Annotated in this window: 17 protein-coding genes; 11 read left to right on the top strand and 6 right to left on the bottom strand. The window is 68.1% G+C overall.

From position 1 onward, the window contains the following. Positions 1-229 precede the first annotated feature (229 nt). Together AC1EJR_RS02305 and metG are read left to right on the top strand one after the other, a co-directional pair. Entirely contained in the window at positions 230-865 is a 636-nt protein-coding gene (locus AC1EJR_RS02305; RefSeq protein WP_092290695.1) for a YiaD family glycine zipper/OmpA-like lipoprotein, read from the top strand. A 262-nt stretch (positions 866-1127) separates the two neighbouring features. Further along, on the top strand, positions 1128-3206 hold the full coding sequence (gene metG, locus AC1EJR_RS02300) for a methionine--tRNA ligase (RefSeq protein WP_477146863.1): 2079 nt from the start codon (positions 1128-1130) through the stop codon (positions 3204-3206). A 55-nt stretch (positions 3207-3261) separates the two neighbouring features. On the opposite strand, the gene bamE is transcribed toward metG, so the two are convergent. The 3 genes from bamE to AC1EJR_RS02285 are packed head-to-tail and all read right to left on the bottom strand — an operon-like array spanning position 3262 to position 9763. Continuing rightward, positions 3262-3807, bottom strand: coding sequence for an outer membrane protein assembly factor BamE domain-containing protein (gene bamE / locus AC1EJR_RS02295; RefSeq protein WP_092290907.1), 546 nt, complete (start codon positions 3805-3807; stop codon positions 3262-3264). Between the two features lie 44 nt (positions 3808-3851). Beyond that, a complete protein-coding gene (locus AC1EJR_RS02290) occupies positions 3852-8000 on the bottom strand; it encodes a translocation/assembly module TamB domain-containing protein (protein ID WP_477112805.1) in 4149 nt (1382 codons plus the stop codon). Continuing rightward, on the bottom strand, positions 8000-9763 hold the full coding sequence (locus tag AC1EJR_RS02285; protein WP_092290699.1) for an autotransporter assembly complex protein TamA: 1764 nt from the start codon (positions 9761-9763) through the stop codon (positions 8000-8002). Before AC1EJR_RS02285 ends, AC1EJR_RS02290 begins: the two co-directional genes overlap by 1 nt. 342 nt (positions 9764-10105) lie before the next feature. Here AC1EJR_RS02285 and AC1EJR_RS02280 point away from each other — a divergent pair, with 342 nt between their 5' ends. The 5 genes from AC1EJR_RS02280 (at position 10106) to AC1EJR_RS02260 (ending at position 13254) form a co-directional block, all read left to right on the top strand. Beyond that, positions 10106-10297 (top strand): DUF3460 family protein, encoded by a 192-nt coding sequence (locus AC1EJR_RS02280; RefSeq protein ID WP_092290701.1) that lies wholly within the window; start codon positions 10106-10108, stop codon positions 10295-10297. A gap of 53 nt (positions 10298-10350) precedes the next feature. Further along, a complete protein-coding gene (locus tag AC1EJR_RS02275) occupies positions 10351-11253 on the top strand; it encodes a segregation and condensation protein A (protein ID WP_092290703.1) in 903 nt (300 codons plus the stop codon). Positions 11254-11409: 156 nt separating this feature from the next. Beyond that, on the top strand, positions 11410-12252 hold the full coding sequence (panC, locus tag AC1EJR_RS02270; protein WP_441590705.1) for a pantoate--beta-alanine ligase: 843 nt from the start codon (positions 11410-11412) through the stop codon (positions 12250-12252). 130 nt (positions 12253-12382) lie between these two features. After that, positions 12383-12736, top strand: a complete 354-nt coding sequence (locus AC1EJR_RS02265; protein WP_441590707.1) for a type II toxin-antitoxin system PrlF family antitoxin — start codon at positions 12383-12385, stop codon at positions 12734-12736. Next, entirely contained in the window at positions 12736-13254 is a 519-nt protein-coding gene (locus AC1EJR_RS02260; RefSeq protein WP_092290709.1) for a type II toxin-antitoxin system YhaV family toxin, read from the top strand. The genes AC1EJR_RS02265 and AC1EJR_RS02260 overlap by 1 nt, the downstream gene beginning before the upstream one ends. A gap of 8 nt (positions 13255-13262) precedes the next feature. Here the strand turns inward: AC1EJR_RS02260 and AC1EJR_RS02255 are convergent, their stop codons facing one another. Further along, the gene (locus AC1EJR_RS02255) at positions 13263-14459 is read right to left on the bottom strand and encodes a PepSY-associated TM helix domain-containing protein (protein WP_441590709.1); all 1197 of its coding nucleotides are present in this window, start codon (positions 14457-14459) and stop codon (positions 13263-13265) included. A 206-nt stretch (positions 14460-14665) separates the two neighbouring features. Here AC1EJR_RS02255 and AC1EJR_RS02250 point away from each other — a divergent pair, with 206 nt between their 5' ends. After that, positions 14666-15226: a GNAT family N-acetyltransferase gene (locus AC1EJR_RS02250; protein WP_454757306.1), complete on the top strand. Its 561-nt coding sequence runs from the start codon at positions 14666-14668 to the stop codon at positions 15224-15226. On the opposite strand, the gene AC1EJR_RS02245 is transcribed toward AC1EJR_RS02250, so the two are convergent. Both AC1EJR_RS02245 and AC1EJR_RS02240 read right to left on the bottom strand, forming a co-directional pair. After that, on the bottom strand, positions 15215-15880 hold the full coding sequence (locus AC1EJR_RS02245; RefSeq protein WP_441590713.1) for a nucleotide-binding protein: 666 nt from the start codon (positions 15878-15880) through the stop codon (positions 15215-15217). The two genes, AC1EJR_RS02250 and AC1EJR_RS02245, sit on opposite strands and share 12 nt — an antisense overlap. 61 nt (positions 15881-15941) lie before the next feature. Then, a complete protein-coding gene (locus tag AC1EJR_RS02240) occupies positions 15942-17414 on the bottom strand; it encodes a cobyric acid synthase (protein WP_477112918.1) in 1473 nt (490 codons plus the stop codon). Positions 17415-17583: 169 nt separating this feature from the next. Here AC1EJR_RS02240 and cobU point away from each other — a divergent pair, with 169 nt between their 5' ends. From cobU to cobD, 3 genes are read left to right on the top strand one after another with little or no spacing between them, the layout of a single operon-like run. Further along, positions 17584-18300, top strand: coding sequence for a bifunctional adenosylcobinamide kinase/adenosylcobinamide-phosphate guanylyltransferase (gene cobU, locus AC1EJR_RS02235; RefSeq protein ID WP_092290717.1), 717 nt, complete (start codon positions 17584-17586; stop codon positions 18298-18300). A gap of 10 nt (positions 18301-18310) precedes the next feature. Next, positions 18311-19279 (top strand): adenosylcobinamide-phosphate synthase CbiB, encoded by a 969-nt coding sequence (gene cbiB / locus AC1EJR_RS02230; protein ID WP_477112804.1) that lies wholly within the window; start codon positions 18311-18313, stop codon positions 19277-19279. Beyond that, a complete protein-coding gene (cobD, locus tag AC1EJR_RS02225) occupies positions 19276-20304 on the top strand; it encodes a threonine-phosphate decarboxylase CobD (RefSeq protein ID WP_092290721.1) in 1029 nt (342 codons plus the stop codon). The genes cbiB and cobD overlap by 4 nt, the downstream gene beginning before the upstream one ends. Position 20305: the final 1 nt, after the last annotated feature.

Genomic DNA, 20305 nt, shown 5'->3' with positions numbered 1-20305 from the left:
TGCCCTTGTGCGGGTGCTGCCATGTCCCTATTGTAGTGCGCCAGTGCCCGGCCACCCGCCTGGGGCAACGCCGGCAAGGCGCCCGGCCCCCATCGTCCTGCTTGTTTTCAAACGCATGATGAAACTTGTGGGCGCTCGATGCGTCAATCCGGCGGATGCAGTTACCATGCGGTATGCCGTTGGCTGAACATTTGTGAAATATCCCAGCATGTCATCAGAAGGAGAAAGCATGAGATTCAAGCTCGTCACCGTCTCGCTCGCCGTTGCCGCAGCCCTGGCCGGTTGCGCCACGGAGCAGCAGACCCATACCGCGGTCGGCACTGGCGTGGGCGCGGCCGTGGGTGCCGGCCTGGGCAACCTGATCGGCGGCAACACCACTGGCACGCTCGTGGGCGCGGCGGTGGGCGGTGCCGTGGGCGGGGCCACCGGCTACAACTGGAATGCCATCCGCGGCAAGCTGAGCAAGGACACGGCGGGCACGGGCACCCAGATCACCGAGCAGCCGGACGGCTCGCTCAAGGTGAATATCCCGAGCCAGGTGACGTTCGATACGGACAGCGCGAGCATCAAGCCGTCGTTCCGCTCGGTGCTCGACCAGGTGTCGCAGACCCTGGGCCAGCACCAGGACGTGGTCGCCAACGTGGTGGGCCATACGGACAGCACCGGCAACCCGAACTACAACATGCAGCTCTCGCAGCGCCGCGCCCAGAGCGTGGCGTCGTACCTGGGTGACCGCGGCGTCGCCCGGAACCGCCTGAGCGCCGAGGGCCGGGGCCAGACGCAGCCCGTGGCGGACAACGCCACCGAGGCTGGCCGGGCCCAAAATCGACGAGTCGAAATTTTCTTGAAACCAATTCAGGGGTGAGCGGGTCATACCGTTCAGATACCGCTTGCCACCGTTGCTGGCTCGCGATGGGTGGCTGACCTCCCGGGCGGTATCTGATTTCTCCTCCTTTTCCGTTGTGGAAAGCTGCGCCGGTACCAACCGGCGCTTTTTTTTGGTCGAACGGTTTGCAATGCCGATTCCGGACGCGCCGGCGCCCCGCTTGCTAAAATAGCCGCTTTCCGTCCTCGCGCCCGCCCTCCGGCGGCCCGCCGGACCTCATCATCATTCCCCGGCCTCCTTCATGACCGCACGTCGCATCCTCGTCACATCCGCCCTGCCGTACGCCAACGGCCAGATCCACATCGGCCATCTGGTGGAATACATCCAGACCGACATCTGGGTCCGGTTCCAGCGCATGATGGGCAACGAGGTCTATTACGTGGGCGCCGACGACACCCATGGCACGCCGGTCATGCTGCGCGCCGAGAAGGAAGGCATCAGCCCGAAACAGCTGATCGACCGCGTCTGGAGCGAGCACAAGCGCGATTTCGACAGCTTCCTGGTCTCTTTCGACAACTACTACAGCACCGACGCCGAGGAAAACCGCCAGCTCTGCGAGAAGATCTACCTGGCCCTGAAGGCCGAGGACCTGATCGCCGAGCGCGAGGTGGAGCAGTTCTACGACCCCGTCAAGAACATGTTCCTGCCGGACCGCTTCATCAAGGGCGAGTGCCCGAAGTGCGGCGCCAAGGACCAATATGGCGATTCATGTGAAGTATGCGGCACAACTTACGTGCCGACCGACCTGAAGAACCCGTATTCGGTGGTCTCCGGTGCCACGCCGGTGCGCAAGACGTCGACGCACTTCTTCTTCAAGCTGTCCGATCCGCGCTGCGAGAGCTTCCTGCGCGAGTGGGTGGCCGACCTGGCTCAGCCGGAAGCCGCCAACAAGATGCAGGAATGGCTGGGCGGCGAAGGCGAGGCCTCCACGCTGAGCGACTGGGACATCTCGCGTGACGCCCCGTACTTCGGCTTCGAGATCCCGGGTGCCCCGGGCAAGTACTTCTACGTCTGGCTGGACGCCCCGATCGGCTACTACGCCAGCTTCAAGAACCTGGCGGAAAAGAAGGGCATCGACTTCGACGCCTGGGTCGGCCCGCACTCCACCGCCGAGCAGTACCACTTCATCGGCAAGGACATCCTGTACTTCCACACGCTGTTCTGGCCGGCCATGCTGCGTTTCTCGGGCTACCGCACGCCGACCAACGTCTTCGCGCACGGCTTCCTGACGGTGGATGGCGCCAAGATGAGCAAGTCGCGCGGCACCTTCATCACCGCGCAGAGCTATATCGACACCGGCATGAACCCGGAATGGCTGCGCTACTACTTCGCGGCGAAGCTCAACGCGAGCATGGAAGACCTGGACCTGAACCTGGACGACTTCGTCGCCCGCGTGAACAGCGACCTGATCGGCAAGTACGTGAACATCGCCAGCCGTGCGGCGGGCTTCCTGGTCAAGCGCTTCGACGGCAAGGTCAACGAGGCCGCGCTCGGCAACCCGCTGCTGGTGCAGCTGCGCCAGGCCGCGCCGCAGCTCGCCGCCTTCTACGAGGGCCGCGAGTACAGCAAGGCACTGCGCCTGGTGATGGAGCTGACCGATGCCGTGAACGGCTTCGTGGACGCCAACAAGCCGTGGGAGCTGGCCAAGGACGAGGCGAAGCGCGATGCGCTGCACGCAGCCTGCTCGGTCTCGCTCGAAGCCTTCCGCCTGCTGACGGTCTACCTGAAGCCCGTGGTGCCGGCCATGGCCGCCGGCGTGGAGCGCTTCCTGAACATCGAGCCGCTGGACTGGCGAGCCATCGACAAGCAACTGTCGGCCGACCGTCCGGTGCAGCCGTACGCCCACCTGATGACCCGCGTCGACACCAAGCAGATCGAGGCGCTGGTGGCTGCCAACCGCGACTCGCTCCAGGCCACCGCCGCCCCGGCTGGCGCTGATGGTGCCCAAGGCGCCCCGGCCGGCATCGAGCCGATCGGCGACACCATCACGATCGATGATTTCGCGAAGATCGACCTGCGCGTGGCGAAGATCGTGGCGTGCGAGAAGGTGGAAGGCTCCAGCAAGCTGCTGCAACTGACGCTGGACGTGGGCGAAGGCAAGACCCGCAACGTGTTCTCGGGCATCCAGTCGGCCTACACGCCGGAGCAGCTGGTGGGCAAGCTGACCGTGATGGTGGCCAACCTGGCGCCGCGCAAGATGAAGTTCGGCATGTCCGAAGGCATGGTGCTGGCAGCCTCGGCGGCCGACGAGAAGGCCAATCCGGGCCTGTACATCCTGGAACCGCACAGCGGCGCGGTACCGGGCATGCGGATCGGCTAAGTTCGCCTACCGTGTGTTCGCTCCCCTCTTCCCAATGGAGAGGGGAGAAAAGACTTCATCCCCCCTGCCGCGACGGGTCGTCGCTGCGTGACGTGGTGGTCACCACGCCCTGGCTGTTGAAGTGGACGTTGAAGAACGCCCGGTCCGCGGGCGACTCCTGCCAGCGATAGCCCCACACCTCCTCCTGCTTCAGCGCGAACGCCTCCACCTTGGTCGGCTTGCCGAGCATGCGCCGGATGCCGTCCTGGCTCATGCCGGGGCGCACGCGCTGGAAGTTCTCGGCCGTCAGCACCTGTTCGATGGTGCGCACGGTGCCGTCCGGCGCGGTGGTCACCATCCACGTGGTCACGCCCTCGGGCCCGCGCGGGTACTCCAGCCGCTTGCCGCCATCGGCCTCCTCCCACACGATCTCGGGCTTGCCGGCCTGGCGGCGCACGTCATCCTCGGTCGATTTGCCGATCTCGATGCCCTTGAATAGCTGGCTGTCCGGCTTCACGCTGTTCCACGTGTCGCGGGCCACGTTGCCGGCCTTTTTCATCGCTTCGTCCACTTTCTGCTGGTCGCAGCCGACCAGCGCAAGCAAGGAGGCAATCAGTCCCATGGTGGCAAGGCGTCTGCGCGACGCGTAAGTGAAGGTCATGGTGGTTATCGCTTGATGGCTTCCACAGGGTCGCCGGCCGGCTCGCTGGCCGACGCGGTGCCAGCGTCGGCAGCCGTGGACCGGCGCGGTGGTTCGGCGGCAAACAGGCTACTCCAGTTATTGAAGCGGCGGTTGAACAGCACCGACAGCCCGTTGATCGACCCGCCCTTGGCAATCAGCGACCAGCGGCGCGAGAACGCCCAGGTCAGCTTCACCACGTTCGACGCCGAGGTCAGGCTCTGCTCGTAGCCGACCGAGATCTGCTCGGTCACGGCCTTGCCGACGCTGACCACCTGCTGGTCGTTCAGGCCCGCCGTGGACGGCCCGATCGAGAATTCGTCGATGCCGAGGTGCGAGACGATGCCCTTCCCCGCCCGGCCGCCGATCATGCCCAGCGCCGCGCCACCGAGCGCGCCGCCGCTCAACTGCCGCTGCTGGCCCGCCCCGGCGCTCTCCGCCCCGTAGCCGAACATCAGCCAAGACAGCTTGTCTTCCTCCGGCACATTCGGCTCCGACACCAGCCGCACGCGCGGAATCCGCACCGTGCCGGTAACCTCCACGCCCGCCTCCACCTCCTGGTTGCGGCGCATGGCGCGGATGTTGATGTTCGGATTGTCGATCGGCCCGTTGAAGTTGATGATGCCGCGCTCGATGTTGAGCTTGCGGCCGAACGCCTCGTACGTGCCATCCACCACGCGCACCGTTCCCGTGGCGCGCATCGGCGCCAGCGGCTCGCTCTTCACGCCGAGCTGGCCCGCGAGCTTGATGTCCGCGCCGGCGCCCCGGAAGCGGAAGTCGTCGCCCAGATCCACGGTGACGTCGATCAGCGGGCTGAAGCGGCTTGCCGGCTGGGACTCGGGCACCACCGGCGTGGCGGCGGTCTTGAGTTCGCGCTGGTCGCTGCGGCGCACCACCACCACGTCGTCGCCGAGCACCGGCGCGCCGGACTTGGGCAGGTCGAACAGGCCACGATCGACGCGGAACTTGCCGCGTATCGCAATCTGTTTGTTCTCGTTGGCGATGCCGGCCTCGCCCGAGACGATCAGCGTGCGCTCGGGGCTGGCAAATAGCTGGAGCTTGTCGGCCACGATCTTGGCGGTGAGGTTCGGGTCGGTCTCGCCCAGCTTGACGTTGCCGGTAGCCACCAGCGTGCCGTCTCCGCCCCGGAATCGCACTTCCTTCATTTCCACCGTGTTCTGGTCGAGCACGATATGGACCACGCCGTCGGTCAGGCGGATACCCTGGTCATACAGCGTCACGGCGATCTCGCTGCCGTCCAGGGTGCCGGTCAGCAGCGGATTGCCGACCGTGCCGCCGAGCCGCATCGCGGCGGCCAGCTTGCCCTCGAACGCGTACTGCGGGCCGGTCAGGGATTCCAGCGACTTCAACCGGGGGATGTCCGCCGACACTGTGCCGGCCAGCGTCGAAGCCGGCCCCACGGTCAGCAGCCCCTGCTCCTGCACCAGCCCTGCCGACGCATCGACGTCGATCTTGCCGATCCGTGCCGCCGTGGTGCCGCCGCGCAACGTGACCCGGTTGCCAACGAACTCGGCGCGCAGCGCGGTCTCGCCCAGCCCCAGCGTGGTCCAGCCCCGCCCGGCGCTGATCGAGGCGTCGCCACTGCGCCGGCGGATCTCGGCAAACCCGGTCGCCGTCTCGGCCAGGTTCAGGTTCCAGCGGCCGTCCAGCACGAGGTCCGAGCGCAGCGGCGGCGGCTCCCCGGTCAGCGTTTGCATCAGTTTCAAGATATTGGCCACCTCGACCCCATCGAGATTGCCCTGCGTGCGGATGCGGCCATGGTCGAACTCGAATCCGTCGATGTTGGCCGTGGCGCGCTCGAACAACAGCCGCGCCTGCCCGAGCCGGATGTGCTGGTCCGCCACCAGCAGCTGCGTCGGCGCCGCCAGCCGCACGATGGTCGTGCCGCGCAAGTCGAGCGTGCGGATGGTGCCGTTCCAGCCCTTGTCACCCTGCCACGCGCCCTGGCCAGCCAGCGTCAGCTGCATCGGCTGGCGGTTCACCGTGCCGGCCGCCTTGGCGTCGAAGGTGTGATTGCCCTGCGTGCCGCTCAGGTTGGCATCGAGCGTATGGACGGTGGCCTGCGGCCCCTGATAGTCGCGCGCGGCGAGTTGCACGGACACGGTGCCGTCCAGGCCGCCGCGCAGTTCGGCATGCCCGCTGGCGCTGGCCACCTTGTGCGGGCCGATCACCAGCGCCTGCGCGCTGTAGTCGCCCACCACCTCGGGACGCTTGAGCGTGCCGGTGACCTCGGCGTCCAGCTTGGCGCGCCCGGCCACGCCGAACTTGAGGCGCTCCAGTTGCGGGGCATCGACATTGACCTTGAGCCGGTCGCCGCGCGCGCCGAAGCTGCCGCGCAGGTTGACCTGATTGCCGGCCATCAGCAGGGACGCCTCGCTGGGCAGCAGCCGCCCGCCCTCAAGCCGGATCTTGCCGGTGCCGGTCATCGGCAGCCCGGCGTACTCGCTCTCGTGCAGACCGAAATCGAGCGCCACCCTGAGCACCCTGGCCAGCGAGCCCGTGGTCGAGAAATCGGCATTGATGCGGCCCGGCGCCACCTTGGCCAGCCGCGCCGGATCGAAATTGGCCAGCTTGCCCTTGAAGCTGAACGGCTGGGTGTCCTTGAGGCCGAGCTTGCCCTCGGCGGTCAGCGTGCCGGCGCCCAGCCCGGCGCGCAGCGCGGACAGCGTCACGGCGTCTTCGTCCACGCGCGCATCGGCGAACAGCTTCAGTTCGCCGCCGGCCAGGTCCAGCGCCACGCTCTGGCGGCCCGGCTCCAGCCGCAGGATCACCGGCCCGGAGAGATTGGTCGGCACCAGCGTTGTATACAGATCGGCCGCGTTGAGCCGGTGCACGTCGAGGTCGAAGCCGCCGCGTCCGTCGTGCAGCGCACCCTGCCCGACGATCTCGGCCTTGCCCGGCAGCGCGATGCGCAGGTCGCGCAGCGTCTGGGCCATCTCGCTGACCTCCACGCGCGCCCGCACGCTGTGCACCGGCAGCCGTTCCTTGTCGATGGGGCCGGGATCGAGGTTGCGCACGGTGACCTCGCCAGCCACGGCCAGCGGGTTGCGCGTGCGCGGCGCCGGCTGTGGCACCGGCGCGGAGGCCGATGCCGCCGAAGCCGCCGCCACCGCACTCGCCGTGGACTGCCCCGGCGCCGGCTGGGCGATCTGCGGCGGCGGTGCCACCGCTTCCACGGGGCGCAGCTCGGCATGCACGGTCAGGTTGGCCTGCGGCGCCGTGGGGCTGAACAGGCGCGGGTTGATCCGGTCCCCATCGATCAGCAGGTGGGTGAACGGCACCTTGCCGAACGGCGTCACGTCGATGCCGGCCCGCGCGCGGATGCGGTCGCCGGTGGCTTCCGCCTCGGCGCGCAGGGCGTCCAGCGCGCCGTTGGCCGTGGCCGATACGGCGAACGATTCGTCCTGCCAATGGCCCTCCAGCAGCGCCTCGGCGGAGAGCGCGAACGGCGCCTGCCCGGCAATCTGTGCGTTGGCCTGCAGCTTGCCGTACGGCGTGACGAGCTTGTCCACCACCACGCGGTGACGCATGCCATCGGAATGGAGCGCGCCGGCAAGATCGGAAAACACCTGCGGCGTGGCCGTTGCGGGCGGGCCCTGCAGCAGCGACAGTTCGGCAATCGTCAGCGTGTCGACGTCGATGGCCAGCGGCAACTCCAGCGACTTGGGCATCTGCGCCGGCCCGGTGTCCGGCGTGGGCGCGGACGGCGGCAGGCGCACGTCGATCTTGCCCAGGCGCAGCCATTCCACATGCAGGCGCGCCGGCGACCACGTCGCACTCCAGCGGCTATCGATCTTGTCGATGCTGACGCGCGTGTCGCCGCTGGCGTAGACCACATCGCGCAGCCGCAGGCCGCTGACGACCGTGCCGCCCTCGAACGTGCCGGCCAGCATGCCGGCGGAGAAGCGCGTGGCCAGCGTCCAGAGCTGGCGCGTGCCGGCCTCGGTGCGCAGCGCCACCACGGCGGTGGCGATGGCGGCGATCAGCAGCGCCAGCAGTACGGCCAGCGTCCAGCCGAGCACTCGCCAGACGCGGCGGCGTATTGGACGGGGGGGGCGCGGCGCGCGCGGTTCATCTTCATTGCGGCGGGGCACGGGTGGCATGTCCATATGCATCAGAACGCCACCCCAAGCGAGATATGCGGCCGGAACTGGTTCTGCTGGATGCCATAGGCGATGTCCAGCTGCACCGGGCCCACCGGACTGCGCCAGCGCGCGCCCACGCCCACGCCGTGATAGAGCTTCACGCCGTGCAGGTCGTTGGTGGCCGTGCCCATGTCCCAGAACGCCGCCACGCCCCATTCGGGCTTGAACCAGTACTGGTATTCCAGGCTACCGGTGCCCAGGAAGCGCGCCGGCAGCACGCTGGCGCCGTTCGGCGTGCCGATCGACTGGTAGCTGTAGCCGCGGATGGAATCGGTACCGCCCGCGCGGAAGCGCAGCGAGGCCGGAATCAGCGCCGGATCGGCCGAAGTCATATTGGCACCCAGTTCCAGCCGGGCAATGAACAGGTCGCGGTTGCCCACTGGCACGTACTGGCGAATCCGGCCATACATGCGCAGGAAGGTGGCATCGCTCAGGATATTCTTGGCCGCCACCCCGATCTGCGTGCTGATGACGTTGCCCCGGCGCGGGAACACGGGGTTGTCCACGTCGCGGCGGGTCCAGGCGAAGGCCGGCACGAGCGCCTTCGAGATCTGCTCCGGCTGGCCGAACGGCACGAGGTTGTCGTAGTAGAAATCGAGCGACACGGTGGTGTCGTACTTCTCGCGCGAGCGCGAGCGCTTGAGGCCGGCGCGCCAGCTGGTCAGGTCGGTACTCTCGATGTCGATCGTGCGCTCGTAGCTGCTGTAGATGCTGTTGCGGTAGGTATGCGAGTCCGGCGGCATGGCCGCCTCGATAAAGCCGTACTGGCGCTTCTGCTCGATGCGCGCCTGGGTGTCGAGCACCCACGCGCGGTTGAACAGGTTGTAGTACGAGTAGCGGCCTTCCACCTGCGCGCCGGTATCGGTGGTGAAGCCGACACCGGAACTGACGCGGTGCGTCGGATATTCCCGCACGCGCACCTTCACGGGCGCCACCACGGTCTCGTCCTTCGCGGCGGCCTCGGCCGATTCGGCCGGCGTCGGCTCGGCCAGATCCACCTGCACATTGGAGAAGTACGGCTGGTTCTGGATCGCCCGCTGCAACTCCAGCAGCCGCTCTACGCGGTATGGCTCGCCCTCGCGGAGCGGGTTCACGTTGCGGACGATCTGTTCGGGATAGCGGCGCGTGCCCTCCACCTCGAGCGGCCCGAGCACGTAGGCCGGCCCGCTCTCGAAGCGCGCCGACAAATCGGCGGCATGCTCGTCCGGCTCCACCCGCGCGCGCGACGCCGTCTGCTTCGCGCCATAGTAGGTATGGCTTTGCAGGGCGACCAGCGCGTCTTCCTTGGCCTTGTCCCAGTCTGCCTGGCGGAACGGGTCGCCCACGGGCAGGCCCCACTTGGCGCGCATCTCGTTCACCTGCTGCGGGTTCTGCGTGGCGGCCGGGCCGGTCACCTCCAGGTCCACGCGCCGGATCAGCGTGCGCGCACCGGCGTCCACGCTGATATGGACCACGCGGCTGTCGCCCTCGCCGGTCACGGTGGCCTTGGTTTCGGGATCGAACCAGCCCTCGGTGGAGGCGAACTGGCGCACCTGCTCGCCCACAGTTTCCACCATGTAGGCGAACTGGTCTTCGGAAATGTCGGTGCGGGTGGTGTAGCGCGCGAGGTCGAGGTGTTCCTCGAGGATGTCCTTGAGGACCTTGGGGGCCTCGATCTCCACCTTGTAGGCAGCGCGGGCGGCCAGCGCCTCGGACGCCAGCAGCTGGATCAGCAGCCCGGCCAGCCCGAGCATCAGGGCCAGCCCTGCCCGGCGCAGGCGCGCGCGGCAACCGTCCCCGGCTTGGGGGGGCTGTGGGGGGCATTGCAACGCCCGGCTTGCGGCGCTCCTTGTGGCCACGTGACCCAAGTCGATCCTCATCCGTCCGTGTCGATCCGGCAAAGTCGCTATTTGACCACACCCGGCCCCGCGTCCGACGCCGGAATCGCGTCAAATTACACCGGAAACCGGCGCCCGGGGCCGCTTCCCGGTTCGCGCCCCGGACATCGTCCGCCGATTCCTCCTTGCCCGGTCGCCGATACGGTAAAATCGTGCCCCACTATTCCCCCACTCCGCCACCGGGCGGCGAGTTTCATCATGGCCATGTACGAATCGGAAATCACCCAGTTCATCAAGACGCTCAAGCAGGAACGTCCTGCCCTTGAAGCCGAGCAGCGCGAAGGCCGCGCCCTGCTGTGGGACAAGACCCCGATCGACCTCGAGGAACGCGCCCGCGCCAACGACTCGCGCGTGGCCCAGAAGCCGTATGTGTACTCGTCGGGCAACTAAGCCCGATTGAGCCCGATCCCGGCCCGCCCGATCCCGAACCCGACCTGACCCGGATGCATCCGAGCGAGAAAGACGCGCAGGAAAAGCTGACGCTGCCCGTGGAGCTGCCAACCGTGGCGCCCGCCGGCGGTGCGGCCTCAACCAGCCCCGGCGACATGGTCGACGGCATGGCCTTCGCGCGCCTGTACGGCGAGCCGCTGTTCAAGCTGCCGCAGGACCTCTACATCCCGCCCGACGCGCTCGAGATCTTCCTGGAAGCATTCGAAGGGCCGCTGGACCTCTTGCTGTACCTGATCCGCAGGCAGAACTTCAACGTGCTGGACATCCCGATGTCCCAGGTGACGCGTCAGTATCTTCTGTACATCGAGCAGATCCGCAAGACCAACCTCGAGCTGGCTGCCGAATACCTGCTGATGGCCGCGATGCTGATCGAGATCAAGTCGCGCATGCTGCTGCCGGTGAAGAAGGCCGACAGCGACGACGAAGCCGAGGATCCCCGCGCCGAACTGGTCCGCCGCCTGCTCGAATACGAGCAGATGAAGCTGGCCGCGCAGCGGCTGGACACCGTGCCGCAACTCGGCCGCGACTTCCTGCGCTCGCAGGTCTATATCGAGCAGAGCCTGTCGCCGCGTTTCCCGGACGTGGAAACGATTGACCTGCAGTCCGCCTGGGCTGACGTGCTCCGGCGCGCCAAGCTCAACCAGCATCACAAGATCTCGCGCGAGGAACTCTCCGTGCGCGAGCACATGAGCCAGATCCTGCGGCGTTTGCAGCACTCCAGGTTCATGGAGTTCACCGAACTGTTCGACGACGCCATCCGCTCCGGCAAGGGCGTGCCGGTGGTGGTGGTGAACTTCATCGCCATGCTGGAACTGTCCCGCGAGGCCCTCGTCGAGATCACGCAGGCCGAGCCGTTCGCACCAATTTATGTGCGATTGACGTACACGCCGACCTGATTCCCACGGGTCAAGCCGCCGAGGCGGCATTTCGAATGGCGCGGATGCTCTACAATCCGCCGACAACCGGCCATCCCCCGTTTCAGCGATTTCAAGAGCCGGTGCACCCCGGGCACGCACCCGGGCGCTCTCCTACCACGACAGCACACCACGTACATGAAAGTCATTTCCTCTATCCAAGAGCTGCGGGACCAGTTGCGCGGGCAGAATCGCGCGGCGTTTGTCCCCACCATGGGCAACCTGCATGAAGGCCACCTGTCGCTGATGCGCCTGGCCCGCCAGCATGGCGACCCGGTGGTGGCATCGATCTTCGTCAACCGGCTGCAGTTCGGCCCGAACGAGGACTTCGACAAGTACCCGCGCACGCTGCAGGACGACATCGAAAAGCTGCAGAGGGAAGGCGTCTACGTGCTGTTCGCGCCCACCGAGCGCGACATGTACCCGGAGCCGCAGGAATACCGCGTGGAGCCGCCGCACGACCTGGGCGACATCCTCGAAGGCGAGTTCCGCCCCGGCTTCTTCAAGGGCGTGTGCACGGTGGTGATGAAGCTGTTCTCGTGCGCCCAACCGCGCGTAGCCGTGTTCGGCAAGAAGGATTACCAGCAGCTGATGATCGTGCGCCGCATGGTCAAGCAGTTCGCGCTGCCGATCGACATCATCCCGGCGGAAACCATCCGCGCCGAGGACGGGCTCGCGCTGTCGTCGCGCAACCGCTACCTGACCGAGACCGAGCGCGCCGAAGCACCGATGCTCTATAAGTCTCTCCATGAGGTGCGCGATACGGTACTCGCGGGCGACAAGGTCGACCTGCTCCAGGTGGAAGCCGATGCCGTCACCAAGCTGGCCGCGCGCGGCTGGAAGCCCGACTACGTGTCCATCCGCAAACGCGAAAACCTGCAAGCCCCCACCCGCGAGGAATTCGCCGCCGGCGAACCGCTGGTCGTGCTGACCGCCGCCAAACTGGGCGCGACGCGGTTGATCGATAACCTCGAGATTTGAGGTTTCAGCTTCTTGCTGCAAGAGAGCCCGCCATTGCGCGGGCTTTTTTTCGGCCCATCGGTAATGCATTTGCATTGCTCATGTAATGCAAATGCATTACCATGACGGCATTGTGTTGAGGAGTTCCACCATGCCGCTCGTGTACCACGCCCCCGAGGAGGCCGTTGTCGAGGCGGAATCGTCGCTGACCGACCGATTCCAGACCACCGTGCCCGACGTCATCCGGCGCGCGTTGAAACTTGAGCGCCGCGACAAGATCCGTTACGTGGTGCGGCCAAGTGGCGAAGTCGTCATGCAGCGAGCAACGGGCGCGACGGTATCCCATGACCCGGCACTCGCCCCCTTCCTGGACCTGCTGGAGCGCGACATCGCCCAGCATCCGGAACGCCTGCGTGCGCTGAGCGTGGATCTGCTGGCCCGGATCGACGAACTCACGCGTCAAATCGGGATCGACCTCGACGCCCCGCTGCCGGACGAAGACTGATGGCAGAGCCGCAAACCGAGACCCCGGTCGTCAACGGGTGGCGGTTGTACGCCCATCCGTTGTTCATCGATCAACTGACGTCGCTGACCATCACCGTCGAGGGGCTGGCAAGAAAAGATCCGGAAGGCTATCGGCAGAAGAACGCCGCGAAGCGGCTCAGGGCGATCTTCGAGTTGATGATGAACAGGATTCCGTCCGACCCGTCGAACGCCGAATACCGGCTCGGGGGGACGCTGGGCGACACGCACAAGCACTGGTGCCGCGCGCGGTTCTTCCAGCAGTACCGGCTGTTCTACCGCTTCAACGCGCAGCAGAAGGTCATCGTGTTTGGCTGGGTCAACGACGAGACCACCAAGCGCGCCTACGAAAGCAAGACCGATGCGTACCGCGTGTTCGCGAAGATGCTGGCGAACGGCAATCCGCCCGACGACTGGGACAGCCTGCTGGCCGCGGCGCAACTGGCCGAGCGAGAGCTTGCTGGCCTCGTCACGCCGCTGCGCAGTGTCTCGATGAACTAACCCCCCGCTCACCCCGCCCGCAGCATCCTCTCCCGTTCCCGCGCCAGATGGCGGCGGTGGCCGCTGCGGCGTTTCCACCAGATCAGCACGCCGGTGATGGCGAAGATCAGGGGGATCAGGCCGAAGGCGGTGATGAAGGCGCGGCCCGGGGTGCCGAAGGCTTCGCCGGAGTGCAGCGGGTACAGCCAGGTGATGAGGGTGTCGCCGGACGGCGTTTCCGCAGCCAGCGGGTCGCGGGCGCCGAGGCGCTGGCCCGTGTAAGCGTCCAGCCAGAGGCGCGTGGAGCCGCTGTCGTTACGGACTTCGCCGGGCTGGCGCACGCGCATCTCATAGGAATCGCCCGGCTTGCGGGGCAGGCCGATGCGCGTGACCAGCGCGTTCGGATACTCGCGCTGGGCGGCCGTCATGGCCTGGGCCGGGGTGATCGCGTGCACGCCAGCCGGCGGCGTGGCCGACTGCGGCTTGTCGTTGGGGCTCACCGTCATCACGCTACTGATGATCGGCGTGACCCACTTCGGCAAATTCAGGTACCAGCCCGAGAACGCGATGGTGGCCAGCACCGGCGCCACGAAGATGCCGCCCGCCCGGTGCAGCGTGTAGGTGAAGCGCGACCACGAGCCGCCGTGCGCAATGCGCACCGACTGCTTCAGCCCGCGCGCCGTCAGCTTCGGCAGCCACAGCACGATCCCCACCAGCACCAGGATCAGCAGCATCATGCCGCCCACGCCGGTGATGGTCTTGCCGGTCTCGCCGCTCAGCAGGTAGCGATGCAGGTGGAACAGCGTCGGCATCAGTTGCTGGCGCGACAGCCCCGGAATGCCCCAGAACCGCTCACCCTTCACGGTCAACGTGATCGGATCGATCATCACCTGCCGGGAGCGCCCCAGCCCGGCCTCGGGCCCCTTGAGCGGGTAATAGGCGGTGAACACGCCGTGCTCGTGCGTGGGCAGCATCAGCAGGTTCGGCTTGCCGTACTGCGGGTCGGCCATCAGCTTGGCGGTCACCGTCTCCACCGTGGCCGCACCCACCGGAATCCGCGCCGACGAGGACGCCACGAGCAGGTCCGGGTTGAGCCAGGTGTCCAGTTCCTCGCGCCACGCAATCATGGTACCGGTCAGGCCCATCAGCACGAACAACAGGCCGAAAGTCAGGCCGATATAGAGATGGAGCTTGAGGAAGACGGTACGAAGACGGCCGGAGACCATGGTGTCAGGGGCGGATTGGGGATTGTAGAGTGCCGCATCAGTCACTAAATAACGTGCCGATCCACCACACCGGAGGCGACCGCTCGGCATCTGTGGGGCAGCCCGCAAATGCAAATGCGAAGAATTCGCGATTCTAACAGTGGCACGTTAAGATCGGTGGTCGTGCGGTGGCGTTGCCGTCGTGCGCCGCCCACACCTGCCCCGCCATGTCCGATATCGAACTCACCCCCGCCACGGCCGCTGACGCGGACCTGCTGGCCGCGCTGCACACTGACAGCTGGCGCCGCGCCTATGGCGGCCTGATTCCCACCGAATACCTCGAAGACCACGCCCCGGCCGAGCGCCTCGCCACCTGGCGCGCACGCATGCTGGAGGACGCCGAGGCGCCGCTGATCGTCACCATCCTGCGCGTGGACGGCAAGCCGGCCGGCTTCAGTTGCCTGATGCCGCTGGCCGAACCGGGCTACGGCATCTACCTCGACAACCTCCATGTGATGGCCGATTACCAGGGCTTCGGCCTCGGCAAGCGGCTAATGACGCACTGCGCCGCGCGCGTGGCCTACGAATGGCCCGGCAAGCCCCTGTTTCTCTATGTGCTGGATGGCAACGCCCAGGCGCGGGCGTTCTACCAGGCGCTGGGCGGCGAGGAATCGGCGAGTTTCGACGACCCGTTCCCCGGCACCGACCTGATGGTGCCGATCCGCCGGGTGACGTGGGTCGATGTGGACGCGCTGCTGCGACGGCTGACCGGGAGTTCAGGCGGCTGAAGGGGAAGGCGCGGCCGGCTGCATCGCCGAACCCCCATCGAGCCAGTGCAAAATCGGCTGCCACTGCTCCCAATCCCGCGCCACGCGTGACGGCGCCACGTCCCACAGCGTCAGCCCGTGCGCGGCCAGTTGCACGTAGTTCTGCGTATCGCGCAGGTAGCCGAGCACCGGCAAGCCAAGACCTTCGACAAATCGTTGCAATTGCTCGGCCGCGCGCGTGCGCATGTCCACGCGCATGCCGATCACGCCGACGGCTACCTCGCCGTGGCGCACGCGCTTTTCATCGGCCAGCTTGGTGAGGAAGTCCTGGGTGGCGAGGATGTCGAACATCGACGGCTGCAGCGGCACCACCACGCGGTGCGCCAGCTTCATGACATCGCCGAAGCGCCAGCCGTGCAGGCCGGCCGGGGTGTCCAGCACCACGTGGGTGGTGCCCTTGGGTGGCCGGGCGATGTGATCGCCATTGATTTCCCAGGTGCGGATGGGCGGCGCGGCGGCCGGACGCAGCCCCAGCCAGGCGCGCGAGGACTGCTGGCGATCCGTGTCGCCCAGCATCACGGCATGGCCGTGGCGGGCGAAATAGCCCGCCAGATTGGTGGCCAGCGTGGTCTTGCCCACGCCGCCCTTGGGATTCGCGATCACGACTACCGGCATGAAAAGCTCCAGGAACCGATGGCTGCGATAGTCTACCGGCTCGGCGCCCCGGACTGAATGGTCAGGACTGCCCTGAAAGCGGTCCGAGCAACGCAGCCAGGTCGAGATGGGCGGCCATGGTGTCCGCCAGCCGGTCGATCGATGCCTCCCGCAGCGCGTCGAGGTCCACCCCCTCCGCGTGCCGCAAACCGGCCCAGCGCAACAGCGCGCCGCACGCGGCGGGGTCGTCGAACAGGCCGTGGACGTAGGTCGCCAGCACCTGATCGTCGTCCGAACGGGCGCCATCGGGCCGCCCGGCCCCATCGCCCGAAATGTTGTCTTCCAGCCACAAAGCGGGCCGATCCAGCGCCGGCCCCTCGGTCACGCCGAGGTGGATCTCGTAGCCGCGTACCGGCGCCGCGTCGTCGCCGGCCAACCGGCCGCCGACCTGCCGCAACTGCTTTTCCGGGGCCAGCGTGGTGTCGAAGTCGAGCCAGCCGAGGCCATCGCTGCTGCCGGCCGGGCCTTCACGGCCGTCCGGGTCATGAATCCGCCGGCCCAGCATCTGCATGCCGCCGCAGATGCCGATCAGCTTGCCGCCATAGCGCAGATGCCGCGCCAGCGCGTGGTCCCAGCCGTTGGCGCGCAGGAAGGCCAGGTCCGCGCGCACGCTCTTGCTGCCGGGCAGGATCACAAGGTCCGCCGGCGGCACCGGCATGCCCGGGCCGATGAAACGCAGGTCCACGCCGGGATGGGCGCGCAGGGCATCGAAATCCGTATGGTTCGAGATACGCGGCAGCACCGGCACGATCACGCGCAGCACGTCATCGCCTTCCCGGGCGGGCTGGGCGTCGATGATCGCGTCCTCGGCATCGAGATGCAGCCCGTGCAGGTAAGGCAGCACGCCGAACACCGGCTTGCCGGTGCGCGCGGTAAGCCAGTCAAGCCCCGGCTCCAGCAGGCGGATATCCCCCCGGAAGCGGTTGATGATGAAACCGGTCACGCGCGCGCGCTCGGTCTCGGACAGGCAATCGAGCGTACCCACCAGATGGGCAAACACGCCGCCCCGGTCGATATCGGCCACCAGCACCACCGGGCAGTCCACCCGCTCGGCAAACCCCATGTTCGCGATGTCGCGGTCGCGCAGGTTGATTTCGGCGGGGCTGCCGGCGCCCTCCACCAGCACCACTTCGTACGCCTGTTTCAGGCGGTCGTGGCTCTCCAGCACGGCGGCCATCGCCTGCGGCTTGTAGGCGTGATAGGCGCGGGCGTCCAGGTCCATGCGCGCGCGGCCGTGGATGATGACCTGCGCGCCGATGTCGCTGCTCGGCTTGAGCAGCACCGGGTTCATGTCCGTATGGGGGGCGAGCCCCGCCGCCTGCGCCTGCAACGCCTGCGCGCGGCCGATCTCGCCGCCATCGACGGTCACCGCGCTGTTCAGCGCCATGTTCTGCGGCTTGAACGGCACCACCGCCGCACCGGCGCGCGCCAGCACGCGGCACAGCCCGGCGACGATGGTGCTCTTGCCTGCATCGGAGGTGGTGCCCTGGACCATCAGGGTGCCGCGCAGGGCACGCCCGCCGGCCAGCGGCGCAGCGCTGGAAATAGTTTTCGATTGCATGGCGCGATTATCGCAGCGTCGTTGCCCGGCCGGTGCGCCACGCGCGGTGGCCCTGCAAGTTCCATGCGTGCGGGCACCGCATGCCGCCGCTACAATACGCCGGATGGAAACCAAGGCCATCGCCAAGTCACTCGGCATCACCGGACCCGCCGACCCCGCGTCGGCCGGCGCCGCCGTTGCCAGCACGCCCGAGACGGAGACCGCGCCGCAGCCGCAGGCCGGTACGGCGGTCCCGCGCATGCTCACGCTGGTGCTGGGCGGGGCGCGCTCGGGCAAGAGCCATTTCGCCGAACAGCTCGCCACGGACCACGCCACGCTGACGTGCGGCCCGGTGACCTACATCGCCACCGCGCGCCATGACGCCGAGCCGGCCGACGAGGAAATGGAGCTGCGCATCGCGCTGCACCGCGCCCGCCGCCCGGCCGACTGGGCGCTGGTGGAGGAGCCGGTACACCTAGCCGACGCCCTTTACGCGCACGCGCGCCATGACGGCTGCATCCTCGTCGATTGCGTCACGCTCTGGCTCAACAACCTGATCTTCGACGAGAACCGCGCCTACCCCGAGTACGGCGTGATTACCCCACCGCCCGCCTTCACCGAGGAAATCGACGCGCTGCTCACCGCGCTGCCGATGCTGCCGGGCCACGTGATCCTGGTCTCCAACGAGATCGGCTTCGGCGTGGTGCCCACGGGCGCCATCACCCGTTTCTACGTGGACGAACTGGGCCGCCTGAACCAGAAGCTGGCCGCCGCCGCAGACCGCGTGCGCCTGCTCGTGGCCGGCATTCCGGTTGCGGTCAAGGGCGCCGACCCCGCGTGATCTTCCCACCATGTTGATGATGTCCTGGGCGGCCTGCGTGGCCGCCGCGCTCGCCGGCGTGCTGCTGGACCGCTGGCTGGGCGAGCCGCGCCGCTGGCATCCGCTGGTCGGCTTCGGCCGTCTGGCCGCCGCGCTGGAAGCGCGTCTTAATCGCCCCGCATGTTCCTCACTACGCCAACGCACCGCCGGACTGCTGGCCTGGGCGACGATGGTGCTCGTGCCGGCCGCACTGGCCTGGGGGCTGGTCGCGCTTGCGCAGCAGGCGCACCCGGCGCTGGCCTGGGCGCTGCACGCGGTGGCGCTCTACGCGGCGCTGGGCGCGTGCAGTCTGACGCAGCACATCGCGCCGATTGCCGCCGCGCTGGCGCGCCATGACCTGGTCGATGCCCGCCGGCTGACCGCGCGCATCGTCTCCCGCGACACCACCGATGCCGACGCCGAGGCGCTGGCCCGCGCCGCCTGCGAATCGGCGCTGGAAAACGGCAACGATGCGATCTTCGGCGCGCTGTTCTGGTTCTTTATCGGCGGCGCCCCGGCGGTGATCGTGTTCCGGCTCGCCAATACGCTCGACGCGATGTGGGGCTATCGCACGCCGCGCCTGCTGCATTTCGGCTGGGCCGCCGCGCGGATCGACGATGGCCTCAACCTGATCCCCGCCCGGCTGACCGCGCTGACCTATGCGCTGCTCGGCGCTACCGGGCAGGCGCTGCGCTGCTGGCGCACGCAGGCGCCCGCGTGGTCCAGCCCCAACGCGGGTCCGGTGATGGCGGCCGGCGCCGGCGCGGTGGGCGTGGCGCTCGGTGGCGGCGCGCGCTATCACGGCGAGTGGGAGGAGCGCCCGCCCCTCGGCCTGGGCGAGCGGCCCGGCGCGGCCCATGTCGATGCCTGCCTGCGGCTGGTGCAACGCACGCTGTGGCTCTGGCTCGGGCTGGCGATGCTGAGCGTGCCGCTGGCGATGACGATGGGGATGGCCCCATGACCGCCATCGCCCCGATCCGCCATGGCGGCAACCTGCTCGCCGCCGCGCGCCGTTATGGCCGGCCCGTGGCCGAATGGCTCGACCTGTCCACGGGCATCAATCCGGACGGCTACCCGGTGCCGCCGCTGCCCGCCGAGGTCTGGCAACGGCTGCCGCAGGATGACGACGCCCTGGCGGACATCGCCGCGCGCGCCTACGGCGGTGCGCACGCGTTGCCGGTCGCCGGCTCGCAGGCGGCCATCCGCACGCTGCCGCGCCTGCTGCGGCCCGGGCGGGTGGGCATTGCCGCGCTCGGGTACAGCGAGTACGCCCCGGCGTTCGCGCTGGCCGGGCACACGGTCGTGCCGCTCGATGAAGCCGATTTCGCCCGGGTCGATCTGGCCGATGACCTCGACCATCTGGTGGTCGTGAATCCGAACAACCCCACCGCACGGCTGCTGCCGGCGCAGACGCTGCGCCACTGGCATCGGCAAGTGGCGGCCCGGCACGGCACGCTGGTCGTGGACGAAGCCTTCATGGATGCGCTGGCCGCGCCGTCGCTGGTGGCGGACGCCGCCGCGCCGGGCCTCGTCGTGCTGCGCTCGCTCGGCAAGTTCTACGGGCTGGCGGGCGTGCGCTGCGGCTTCGTGTTCGCGGCGCCGGACCTGCTCGCGGCACTTGGCGATCAGCTCGGCCACTGGACCGTCTCCGGACCGGCGCGCGCCGTCGCCCAGCATGCCCTCACCGATGCCGATTGGCAGCACGCCGCGCGCGTCAGGCTCGCCGCCGCTGGCCAGCGGCTGGCCATGCTGCTGCGCGAACACGGGCTGGCCCCGGTGTCACAGCCGCTGTTCAGCTGGATCCCCGATGCCCGCGCGCCGGCCCTGCACGCGGCGCTGGCGCAGCAAGGCGTGTGGACCCGGCTGTTCGATGCGGCCGGCGGCTGCCCCGCCAGCCTGCGCCTGGGCCTGCCACCCGATGACGAACCCTGCTGGCGCCGGCTTGACCGCGCGCTGGCCGACGCCACCTCCTCTCTCGCACCCTGAC

This window comes from Cupriavidus sp. 05T42, from assembly GCF_056396345.1.
This window is presented reverse-complemented; position numbering and strand designations above follow the sequence as displayed.

Bases quoted from the DNA above. Each gene is read 5' to 3' on its own strand.
- cbiB (WP_477112804.1), top strand. From the start codon at position 18,311: ATGTTGATGATGTCCTGGGCGGCCTGCGTGGCCGCCGCGCTCGCCGGC.
- AC1EJR_RS02250 (WP_454757306.1), top strand. From the start codon at position 14,666: ATGTCCGATATCGAACTCACCCCCGCCACGGCCGCTGACGCGGACCTG.
- bamE (WP_092290907.1), bottom strand. From the start codon at position 3,807: ATGGGACTGATTGCCTCCTTGCTTGCGCTGGTCGGCTGCGACCAGCAG.
- AC1EJR_RS02240 (WP_477112918.1), bottom strand. From the start codon at position 17,414: ATGGTCCAGGGCACCACCTCCGATGCAGGCAAGAGCACCATCGTCGCC.
- AC1EJR_RS02275 (WP_092290703.1), top strand. From the start codon at position 10,351: ATGCATCCGAGCGAGAAAGACGCGCAGGAAAAGCTGACGCTGCCCGTG.
- metG (WP_477146863.1), top strand. From the start codon at position 1,128: ATGACCGCACGTCGCATCCTCGTCACATCCGCCCTGCCGTACGCCAAC.
- AC1EJR_RS02260 (WP_092290709.1), top strand. From the start codon at position 12,736: ATGGCAGAGCCGCAAACCGAGACCCCGGTCGTCAACGGGTGGCGGTTG.
- AC1EJR_RS02245 (WP_441590713.1), bottom strand. From the start codon at position 15,880: ATGCCGGTAGTCGTGATCGCGAATCCCAAGGGCGGCGTGGGCAAGACC.
- panC (WP_441590705.1), top strand. From the start codon at position 11,410: ATGAAAGTCATTTCCTCTATCCAAGAGCTGCGGGACCAGTTGCGCGGG.
- AC1EJR_RS02305 (WP_092290695.1), top strand. From the start codon at position 230: ATGAGATTCAAGCTCGTCACCGTCTCGCTCGCCGTTGCCGCAGCCCTG.
- AC1EJR_RS02285 (WP_092290699.1), bottom strand. From the start codon at position 9,763: ATGCTCGGGCTGGCCGGGCTGCTGATCCAGCTGCTGGCGTCCGAGGCG.
- cobU (WP_092290717.1), top strand. From the start codon at position 17,584: ATGGAAACCAAGGCCATCGCCAAGTCACTCGGCATCACCGGACCCGCC.
- AC1EJR_RS02265 (WP_441590707.1), top strand. From the start codon at position 12,383: ATGCCGCTCGTGTACCACGCCCCCGAGGAGGCCGTTGTCGAGGCGGAA.
- cobD (WP_092290721.1), top strand. From the start codon at position 19,276: ATGACCGCCATCGCCCCGATCCGCCATGGCGGCAACCTGCTCGCCGCC.
- AC1EJR_RS02280 (WP_092290701.1), top strand. From the start codon at position 10,106: ATGGCCATGTACGAATCGGAAATCACCCAGTTCATCAAGACGCTCAAG.
- AC1EJR_RS02290 (WP_477112805.1), bottom strand. From the start codon at position 8,000: ATGCATATGGACATGCCACCCGTGCCCCGCCGCAATGAAGATGAACCG.
- AC1EJR_RS02255 (WP_441590709.1), bottom strand. From the start codon at position 14,459: ATGGTCTCCGGCCGTCTTCGTACCGTCTTCCTCAAGCTCCATCTCTAT.